At 70.9% G+C, this 8897-nt stretch carries 11 protein-coding genes; 8 read left to right on the top strand and 3 right to left on the bottom strand.

From position 1 onward, the window contains the following. Window positions 1-41: 41 nt before the first annotated feature. Together D9598_RS17445 and phnF are read right to left on the bottom strand one after the other, a co-directional pair. Window positions 42-1190 (bottom strand): alpha-D-ribose 1-methylphosphonate 5-triphosphate diphosphatase, encoded by a 1149-nt coding sequence (locus tag D9598_RS17445; RefSeq protein WP_198367818.1) that lies wholly within the window; start codon window positions 1188-1190, stop codon window positions 42-44. After that, entirely contained in the window at window positions 1187-1948 is a 762-nt protein-coding gene (gene phnF, locus D9598_RS17440) for a phosphonate metabolism transcriptional regulator PhnF (RefSeq protein ID WP_198367817.1), read from the bottom strand. The genes D9598_RS17445 and phnF overlap by 4 nt, the downstream gene beginning before the upstream one ends. A 43-nt stretch (window positions 1949-1991) precedes the next feature. Between phnF and phnG the strand changes: the two genes are divergently transcribed. Genes phnG through D9598_RS17400 form a run of 8 tightly spaced genes read left to right on the top strand, consistent with a single transcriptional unit; the run spans window position 1992 to window position 8298 of the window. Further along, window positions 1992-2507 (top strand): phosphonate C-P lyase system protein PhnG, encoded by a 516-nt coding sequence (gene phnG, locus D9598_RS17435; RefSeq protein WP_370592071.1) that lies wholly within the window; start codon window positions 1992-1994, stop codon window positions 2505-2507. Continuing rightward, window positions 2507-3073 (top strand): phosphonate C-P lyase system protein PhnH, encoded by a 567-nt coding sequence (gene phnH / locus D9598_RS17430; protein ID WP_198367815.1) that lies wholly within the window; start codon window positions 2507-2509, stop codon window positions 3071-3073. Before phnG ends, phnH begins: the two co-directional genes overlap by 1 nt. A 4-nt stretch (window positions 3074-3077) precedes the next feature. Beyond that, window positions 3078-4172 carry a carbon-phosphorus lyase complex subunit PhnI gene (locus tag D9598_RS17425; protein ID WP_198367814.1) on the top strand — a complete coding sequence of 365 codons (1095 nt, stop codon included), beginning with the start codon at window positions 3078-3080 and terminating at the stop codon, window positions 4170-4172. Beyond that, window positions 4169-5023, top strand: coding sequence for an alpha-D-ribose 1-methylphosphonate 5-phosphate C-P-lyase PhnJ (locus D9598_RS17420; protein WP_198367813.1), 855 nt, complete (start codon window positions 4169-4171; stop codon window positions 5021-5023). Before D9598_RS17425 ends, D9598_RS17420 begins: the two co-directional genes overlap by 4 nt. Then, window positions 5020-5793 (top strand): phosphonate C-P lyase system protein PhnK, encoded by a 774-nt coding sequence (phnK, locus tag D9598_RS17415; RefSeq protein ID WP_198367812.1) that lies wholly within the window; start codon window positions 5020-5022, stop codon window positions 5791-5793. Before D9598_RS17420 ends, phnK begins: the two co-directional genes overlap by 4 nt. Then, a complete protein-coding gene (gene phnL, locus D9598_RS17410) occupies window positions 5790-6488 on the top strand; it encodes a phosphonate C-P lyase system protein PhnL (protein WP_198367811.1) in 699 nt (232 codons plus the stop codon). The genes phnK and phnL overlap by 4 nt, the downstream gene beginning before the upstream one ends. Beyond that, on the top strand, window positions 6485-7624 hold the full coding sequence (locus D9598_RS17405) for an alpha-D-ribose 1-methylphosphonate 5-triphosphate diphosphatase (protein WP_198367810.1): 1140 nt from the start codon (window positions 6485-6487) through the stop codon (window positions 7622-7624). The genes phnL and D9598_RS17405 overlap by 4 nt, the downstream gene beginning before the upstream one ends. After that, entirely contained in the window at window positions 7621-8298 is a 678-nt protein-coding gene (locus tag D9598_RS17400) for a DUF1045 domain-containing protein (RefSeq protein WP_198367809.1), read from the top strand. Before D9598_RS17405 ends, D9598_RS17400 begins: the two co-directional genes overlap by 4 nt. On the opposite strand, the gene phnN is transcribed toward D9598_RS17400, so the two are convergent. Beyond that, complete coding sequence (phnN, locus tag D9598_RS17395) at window positions 8282-8863, bottom strand: phosphonate metabolism protein/1,5-bisphosphokinase (PRPP-forming) PhnN (protein WP_198367808.1); 582 nt, start codon at window positions 8861-8863, stop codon at window positions 8282-8284. The genes D9598_RS17400 and phnN overlap by 17 nt on opposite strands. Between the last annotated feature and the right edge of the window lie 34 nt (window positions 8864-8897).

Raw genomic sequence — 8897 nt, 5'->3', positions numbered from 1 at the left:
ACAAGAAAAGGGCGCCGGCAACGGCGCCCTTTTCTTGTTCATCAACCTTGCCGCAGCCGTGAGCCGAATTCAGCCTGGGCCCAGGCCAATCGGCCGGCGCAGAAGACGGCAACCGGCGCCCGCCGTGCCGGATCCACCACCACGACATCCCCACGCATGCCTGGCAGGAGGTCGCCGCGGTCCCGCAGCCCCGCGGCACGAGCCGGATTGCCGCTGATGAGAGCCCAGGCGGCCGGCAGGTCGAGCCTGCCCCGATCGAGCAGGGTGAAAGCCGCCTCCAGAAGCGCCGGCCAGACGTAGTCCGAGGCCAGGATCGTCACCAGCCCCTGCTCCGCCAACGGCGCCGCGCTGGCCCAGCCCAGATGGCTGCCGCCGCGCACGACATTGGGCGCTCCCATCACCACCGCCTCCCCCGCCCGCTGCGCCGCCTCGGCCACGGCCTCGGCCATGGGAAACTCGCTGATGCCGACGCCGAGGGCGCGGAAGGCCTCGCGCTCGTCAAGGTTGGCCTCGTCGTGGCTGGCCATTGGCAGATCGAGACGCCGCGCCATCTCCGCCATCCGCCTGCGGGCCTCCGGCACCTCCGCCCGCCGGGCCATGGCAGCCCGGGCGAGGTCACGAAAGGCGTCCAGGCCGATGCCGGCCCGTTCCGCGTACTTGGCGGCCTGGCGCTCGTCCTGAAGCTTCCGGACAATGCTGGGCGTGTGGTCGTTGAAGGCGAGGAGATCGACCCGGCCGGCCTCCATATCCGCCAGCGCCTCCTCCAAGGCATCCAGGTTGTCGGCCTCGAAGCGCAGATGCACGCGCAGATCGGCGGACAGCCAGGGTCTGGCCGCCTCCAGCGCCTGCAGGATCTGCCGCCAGGCCGCGACCGATCGCAGGCCGGGCTCCCAGGACAGCGTCACCCCCAGGAAGGCCGTCGTGATCCCGGCGGCAAGGATCTGGGACTCCGAATCGCGCAGGGCGAGAGCGGACGGGAAGCTGACGCCGGGCCGGGGCTGGAACTGCCGCTCATGCGCGTCCCCGTGGATATCGACGATACCGGGCAGGACCAGCAATCCCTGGGCATCGAGCTTCGCGGCGCCCGCTGCCGGGTCTGGCAGGACGACGCCGCCTCCGAGAAACAGATCCTCGTTCCGCAGCGCGTTGTCCCGGAGGAGCTGGCCGCCGGAAATCACCCAAGCCTTCATGAATCCACTCCGCCGCCGTCACTGATGACCACCTGCACGCGCCCGGCGGCGTAGCATGACAGGGTGTAATCGATCGGTTCCCCGGAGGGATCGACGTTCAGCGCCTCCGCCTGCATGACCGGCCGCAGCCGGGCCTGCTGCAAACGCTCCGCCTCCTCGGCCTCCGGCAGGCGAGCCGTCAGGCGGGTCCAGCGGCGCCGGTAGTCCGCGATGCCGCAGCGGCCGAGGGCGGTGGTGATGGAAGCCTGGTCGCGCAGGGCCTCGGCCAGTCCCGCCAGGCGGGGCAGCACGAAATGATGGCGCCCCAGCACCACGGGCCGGCCATCGGCGAGGCCCAGCCGCTCCACCAGCAGCACCGGCCGGCCCACCCTTATCCGCAGGGGCTCGGCCACGGAGGGTTCGGCCGGGACTTCCAGCAGGCGCAGGATGCGCCCGTCGGGCTCGCGATTCTGCGCGCGTATCACTTCCGAGAAACGGATGCGCGGCCCGAGGGGGTAGTCGAGCATGTCGTCGGCGACGAAGGAGCCTCGCCCCTGCTCGATCCGGATCAGGCCCCGCAGCGCCAGGGAATCCAGCGCGCGGCGGACGGTGTGGCGGTTGACGCCGTGCCGGGCCGCCAGCGCGGCCTCGGTCGGCAGGCGTTCGCCGGGCGAGAAGACGCCTTCCGCCATGCCTCGTTCAAGCGACTGGGCAATCTGGCGCCACAGGGCGACGCCCTCACCACGCGCCAGGGTTTTGGCCGAGTTCTGCGTCGTCATCAAAGCTTCAAGCTTCATCCTGAGGTGAGGTGGCAAATTCGGATTGACTGTAGGGGATCGGATATCTAGTCGTCTAGACATCTCAACAGACCCCGAGGCTGCCTTGTCAGATTTTCCTCAGGACCACGGCGAACGAAGGCGCTGGATGGGCATCCTGGCCCGGTCGAGCGCGGCGGCGATGACCGAACACCTCGAAGCCGTGCCGCCCTTGCCGTCCCACACCCGGCTGCGAGGCCCCGAGACGGGCCTGGTCATGCTGCGGGGCCGCGCCGGCGGCGACGGCGCCGCCTTCAACCTGTCGGAAGCCGTCGTCACCCGCTGCAGCATCACCCTGTCCGACGGGCGGATGGGACACGCCTATATCCTGGGCCGGGACGACCGGAAGGCGGAGCTGGCCGCCGTGCTGGACGCCGCCCTGCAGGACCCCGAGCGCCGTCCGGCCCTCCTCTCGGGCGTGATCGCGCCCCTGGCCGCCGCGCAGGCCGCCGGCGCCGAAGCCACGGCGCGCAAGGCCGCCGCGACGCGCGTGCAGTTCTTCACCATGGCGAGCATGCGCTGATGCGCCCCGGTTTCGCTGATCCTGTCCTGGATACGCAGGCGAGCTTCCGCGCCATCCTGGAAGCCATGAGCCGCCCCGGCCGCATCCAGCGCCTTGAGGCGGCACCCACCCCGCCCGCCCCGCTGGCTCCGGCCACCGCCGCGGCGCTGCTGACCCTGGTGGATGCCGAGACACCGCTCTTCACCGATGTCGGGGGCGAGGCGGCCGACTGGCTCCGCTTCCACTGCGGCTGCCCCATCGTCCCGCAGCCGGGCCAGGCCGCCTTCGCCCTGATCGTCGGCGCCCCCCCGTCCCTGTCGGCCCTGCCGGCGGGCAGCGACGAGGACCCGCAGGCCGGCGCGACACTGATCTGGCAGGTCGCCGCGCTCCGCGGCGAGGCGGGATGGCGTCTGTCGGGCCCCGGCATCGAGCGCGAGCATCGGCTCGAGGTGCGCGATGCGCCGGCATCCTTCATCGGCGAATGGGCGGAGATGGGCCGCGCCTTCCCGCGTGGCGTCGACGCCATCCTCTGCGCGGGCCGGGATCTGGCGGCCCTGCCCCGCACCTTGCGCATCCGAGAGGGCTGAGGCCATGGCTTATGTTGCGGTCAAGGGTGGCGAGCAGGCCATTCGCCACGCCCATGCCTGGCTTGGCGAGACCCGGCGGGGCGATCCGGTCACCGCCGAGCTGGAGATCGCGCAGATCGAGCAGCAGCTTGGTCTCGCGGTGGACAGGGTCATGGCGGAAGGCTCCTGCCTCGACCGGGGCCTCGCGGCACTGGCCATCAAGCAGGCGCAGGGCGACCTGATCGAGGCGATCTTCCTGCTGCGGGCCTACCGCACCACCTTGCCGCGCTTCGGCTATGCGCGGCCCCTCGACACCGCCGCCATGCGGCTCAACCGCCGGGTTTCGGCCACCTACAAGGATCTGCCCGGCGGCCAGGTGCTCGGCCCGACCTACGACTACACGCATCGCCTGCTGGATTTCTCCCTCGCCCGTCCGGACGCCGCGCCGGAGGCGGCGCCCCAGGCGGCCGAGCCGCAACCCGCCGCGCCGCATGTCACCGAGTTGCTGTCCCGCGAGGGGCTGATGGCGCGCGAGCCGGAGGACGGCCAGGAGCCGGCAGACCTGACCCGCCAGCCGCAGAGCTTTCCGGCCGACCGCTCCGCCCGCCTGCAGAACCTCGCCCGTGGCGACGAAGGCTTCCTGCTCAGCCTCGGCTATTCGACCCAGCGGGGCTACGGCAACAGCCACCCCTTCGTCGGCGAGATCCGGCAGGGCCTGGTCACCGTTTCCATGGTTCCGCCGGAGCTTGGCTTCGAGATCGATCTCGGCGAGATCGAGGTCACCGAATGCCAGATGGTCAACCAGTTCCACGGTTCGCGCAGCCAGCCGCCGCAGTTCACGCGCGGCTACGGGCTGGTGCTGGGCCGCTGCGAGCGGAAGGCCATGTCGATGGCCCTGGTGGATCGGGCCCTGCAGGCCGGCGCTCTCGGCGAGGACCGCGCGGCGCCGGTCCAGGACGAGGAATTCGTCATGCTCCATTCCGACAATGTCGAGGCGACCGGCTTCGTCGAGCACCTCAAGCTGCCGCATTACGTCGACTTCCAGAGCGAGCTGGAAGTGGTGCGCCGCCTGCGGGAGGCCGCCGCGGCAGAACCCCGATCCGTGGAGGCCGCGGAATGACCGCCGACCCGGGCTACAACTTCGCTTACCTGGATGAGAACACCAAGCGGATGATCCGCCGCGCCATTCTCAAGGCCATCGCCATTCCCGGGCACCAGGTGCCCTTCGGAGGCCGCGAGATGCCGCTGCCCTATGGCTGGGGGACGGGCGGGATCCAGGTGACCGCCTCGCTGCTCGGGCCGGACGACGTCCTGAAGGTCATCGACCAGGGCGCCGACGACACCACCAACGCGGTGTCGATCCGGCACTTCTTCCGGCGCGTCGCGGGGATCGCGGTGACCACCCGGACGAGGGAGGCCAGCATCATCCAGACGCGCCATCGCATTCCGGAGGCGAAGCTCACGGAAGGTCAGATCATCGTCTATCAGGTGCCCATGCCCGAGCCGATGTTCCGGCTGGAACCGCGCCTGACCGAGACGCGGCGCATGCATGGCCTCGCCGATTATGGCGTGATGCACGTCAAGCTCTACGAGGACGTCGCGTGCCATGGCGAGATCAGCATCGCCTATAATTATCCGGTGATGGTGCATGGGCGCTACCTCATGTCGCCCTCGCCGATCCCGGCCTTCGACAATCCGAAGATGGACCGCATGCCCGCGCTGCAGCTCTTCGGCGCCGGCCGCGAGAAGCGCATCTATGCCGTGCCGCCCTATACCTCCGTGCGCAGCCTCGATTTCGAGGATCATCCTTTCCGCGCGCACCGCGCCAAGGGCTGCTGCGCCCTCTGCGGAGCCGGGGACAGCTACCTCGACGAGGTCGTGACCGACGATCGCGGCGGCCGCATGTTCGTCTGCTCGGATACCGATTACTGCGAGGAGCGTCAGGCCTCCCGCACGGAGAACGCGGCATGAGCGGCGCTCTTCTGGAGGCTTCCGGCCTGGCCCTGCGCTTCGGCGCCATCCGTGCCCTCGAGGATGTGCAGATCGACATCCATCCCGGAGAGGTCGTGGCGATCGTCGGCGAGTCCGGCTCCGGCAAGTCCACCTTGCTGCGCGTCCTGTCGGGGCAGATGCGGCCCGATGCGGGCCAGGTGGTCTATCGGGACCTGGAGGGCATGGCCCATTCGGTGCATGACATGAGCGCCGCGGCGCTGCGCCGCCTGATGCGCACCGACTGGGGCTTCGTGCACCAGCATGCCCGCGACGGCCTGCGCATGAACGTCTCCGCCGGCGGCAATGTCGGCGAGCGGCTGATGGCGGTGGGCGCGCGCCACTACGGCGATATCCGCGCGGAGGCGCTGGACTGGCTGCGGCGGGTGGAGATCGACGCCACGCGCATCGACGACCTGCCGCGCGACTTCTCCGGCGGCATGCAGCAACGCCTGCAGATCGCCCGGACACTGGTGACCCGCCCGCGCCTCGTCTTCATGGACGAGCCGACCGGCGGGCTCGACGTCTCGGTCCAGGCCCGCCTCCTCGACCTGATCCGCGGGCTGGTCTCCAATCTCGGCATCGCGGTGCTCCTGGTCACGCATGACATCGCCGCCGCGCGCCTCCTGGCGCACCGCATCCTGGTGATGCGCCACGGCCGCGTGGTGGAGCATGGGCTGACCGATCGGGTGCTCGACGATCCGCAGCATCCCTACACGCAACTTCTCGTCGCATCGGTGTTGGCGGCATGACGGCTTCCCTCTGGACCGAAGATCTCGGCAAGAGCTTCCGCCTGCATCTGCAGGGGGGGCTGAGAATCCCGGTGCTGGCCCATGTCGGGTTCAGCGTGATGCCGGGCGAATGCGTCGCCCTGGCGGGCCCCTCGGGGGCCGGCAAGTCCACGCTGATGCGATGCCTCTATGGCAATTACGGCGCCGAGCATGGCCACATCTGGCTGCGGCACGAGGGCGAGCCGGTGGAGATCACCGCCGCCGATGCCCGGGCGATGCGGGAGATACGGCGCCGCACCCTGGGTTATGTCTCGCAGTTCCTGAGGGTCATCCCGCGTGTCGGTGCCCTCGACATCGTGGCGGAGCCCATGATCGCCGCCGGCATGGCGGCCGAGGCCGCCCGGAGCCGGGCCCGCGACCTGCTTCTCCGGCTGAATCTGCCGGAACGGCTGCATGGCCTTCCTCCCGCCACCTTCTCGGGCGGCGAGCAGCAGCGCGTCAACCTTGCCCGCGGCTTCGGCCCCGGCTACCCCATTCTCCTGCTCGACGAGCCGACAGCCAGCCTTGATGCCGCCAACCGCGAGGTCGTGATGACATTGATCGCCGAGGCCAAGCGGGCCGGCGCCGCCATCATCGGCATCTTCCATGATACCGAGGTGCGCGACAGGGTCGCCGACCGCCTTCTTGAAGTCTTGCCCATCCAGGACGCCGCATGACCGCCGAAACCACTCTGACCAACGCCCTGCTGGTCCTGCCGGATCGCGTGGAGGCCGGGACCCTCCTGGTCCGGGACGGGTTGATCGCCGAGCTCCAGCCCGGCCCGAGCCGGTTGCCGGGGGCCATCGACCTGGAGGGCGACCACCTGATCCCGGGCGTCATCGACGTCCATACGGACAATCTGGAGCGCCAGGTCCTGCCCCGCTCGGCGGCCCGGTGGCCTTCCCGCTCGGCCTTCCTGGCGCATGACGCGCAGACGGCGGCCGCCGGTGTCACCACCGTGCTGGACGCGCTGTGCCTGGGCGACCTTGGCTTCGATGCCGAGCGTACGGAAACCTTCCTGAACGGGGTGGCCGACCTCGATGCCCTGGCGCCGACCGGCCTGTTGAAGAGCGAGCATTTCCTGCATCTGCGCTGCGAACTGCCGGCGCCCGACCTGCTGCCCCTGCTGGAGCGGGTGGCCGACCATCCGGCCGTGCGCATGGCGAGCCTCATGGATCACTCGCCGGGCGTCGGGCAGTATGTCGATGTCGAGCGCTACCGTGCCATGCGGCTTCGGGGCGGCCTGTCGGCCGACGAGGTGGATCGCCGGATCGCCAACCTGCTGGAGCAGCGCGAGCGGCTGCGCGGGCCCCAGCGGCGCGCCCTGCTGGACCGGCTGGCGCATCGCCACCTGCCCCTGGCCAGCCACGACGACTGGGACGAGGAGGAGATCGCCGGCAACGCCGCCGATGGCGTGCTCATCTCGGAATTCCCGGTCTCGCTGCAGGCGGCCAGGAGCGCGCGGCGCCATGGCATGGAGATCATCGCCGGAGCGCCGAACATCGTCCGCGGCGGCAGCCATTCCGGCAATGTCGCCGCCGCCGATCTGGTCCGGGCCGGGCTCGTGGATGTGTTCGCAAGCGACTATGTCCCGCCGGCCATGATCGAGGCCGTCTGGCGCGCTGTGGCGCAGACCGGCATCAGCCTCCCCGCCGCCGTGGCCACCATCACCGACGCGCCGGCCCGCATGCTGCGGATGCAGGACCGCGGGCGGCTCGAGGCAGGCCGGCGCGCCGATCTGGTCCGCTTGCGCCCGCTGGACGGCATCCCCGTGGTGCGGAGCGTGTGGCGCGAAGGCAGCCGCATCGCATGAGCGCGCGGCTGGCGCTCTACTGGGCCCCGGAGCGGGAGGATCCGTTGCATGCCGCGGCCTCCGCCTGGCTGGGCCGGGACGCGGAGACGGGCGCTGCGCTGCCCCAGCCTTCCATCGCCGGGCTGGATCTGGCCGAGGTGACGGCCGATGCGCGCGGATACGGTTTCCACGCGACGCTGAAGGCGCCCTTCCGTCCCGCCATCCCGGAGGCGGGAGTTCGCGAGGCCGCCCGGAACCTCGCGGGGCGGATCGCGCCCTTCGACCTGCCCCCCCTCGTGGTGGCGGATCTGGATGGCTTCCTGGCGCTGCGGGAAAGCCACCCCTGCCCCGCCCTTCAGGCTCTCGCCGATGCCGCGGTCGAGATGCTGGAGCCCTGCCGGGCGCCTCTGACCGAGGCCGAGGTCGCACGGCGCAGGCCCGAGCGGCTGGCGGAGCGGCAGCGCAGCCACCTGTACCGCTGGGGCTATCCTCATGTCTTCGAGGATTGGCGCTTCCACATGACGCTGTCCCGCCGCCTGACGCCCGGGGAGGCCGATATTCTGCGCCCGGCCGCCGAGGCGGCCCTGGGCACCGCCGCGGGCCGGCCCCGGCGGGTGCGGGAGGTATGCCTGTTCGCCCAGGCCGGGCCGAGCGAACCTTTCCTGATTCTGGAGCGGTTCAGGCTCGCCGGCTGATCGCCGCCGCGGCCGAGGCCCGGTGGAGCGCGGCCAGCAGGCGGGCGGCGCCCGCCTCGGGCGTGCCATCATTGGCGATCTCGATCACCTCGAGCCCGGCCGCGAGCGGCGCCGTGCGGCCGAGGCGGCGGGCGACCTCCTCCTGGCTTTCCCGCCCCCGCGCGGCGAGGCGCGCCGCCCTGAGCGCCAGCGGCGCCGTCACCAGCAGGACCAGCAACGGATAGCGCCGGTTGGCCTCCTCCAGCACGGTCCGCGACAGATTGGCCACGACGATGCGGCCTTCCGTCAGATCAGTCTCGATGTCGCGCGGGATGCCGTAGGAAAGGCCGTGCGCTTCCCAGTGCAGGGCAAAGGCGCCCGTGGCCAGTGCCTCCCGGAAGGCCGTGCCGGAGATCGGCAGGTGATCCTCCGCACCGGCGTGGCGGGTGGTCTCGGCGGGCCGGGTGATGAAGCGGCGCACGAAGCGGTACCGGGCATCCTCCCGCAACCGATCCTGGACCAGGCCAAGAAGCGTGTCCTTGCCCGCGCCCGAATCGCCGACCACCGTGATCAGCCTGCCCTTCATCCCGTCCTCCGAGGTTGACCGGCCGGTTTTCGAC

This window comes from Roseomonas sp. KE0001 (assembly GCF_016107285.1).
GTDB lineage: Bacteria > Pseudomonadota > Alphaproteobacteria > Acetobacterales > Acetobacteraceae > Pseudoroseomonas.
This window is presented reverse-complemented; position numbering and strand designations above follow the sequence as displayed.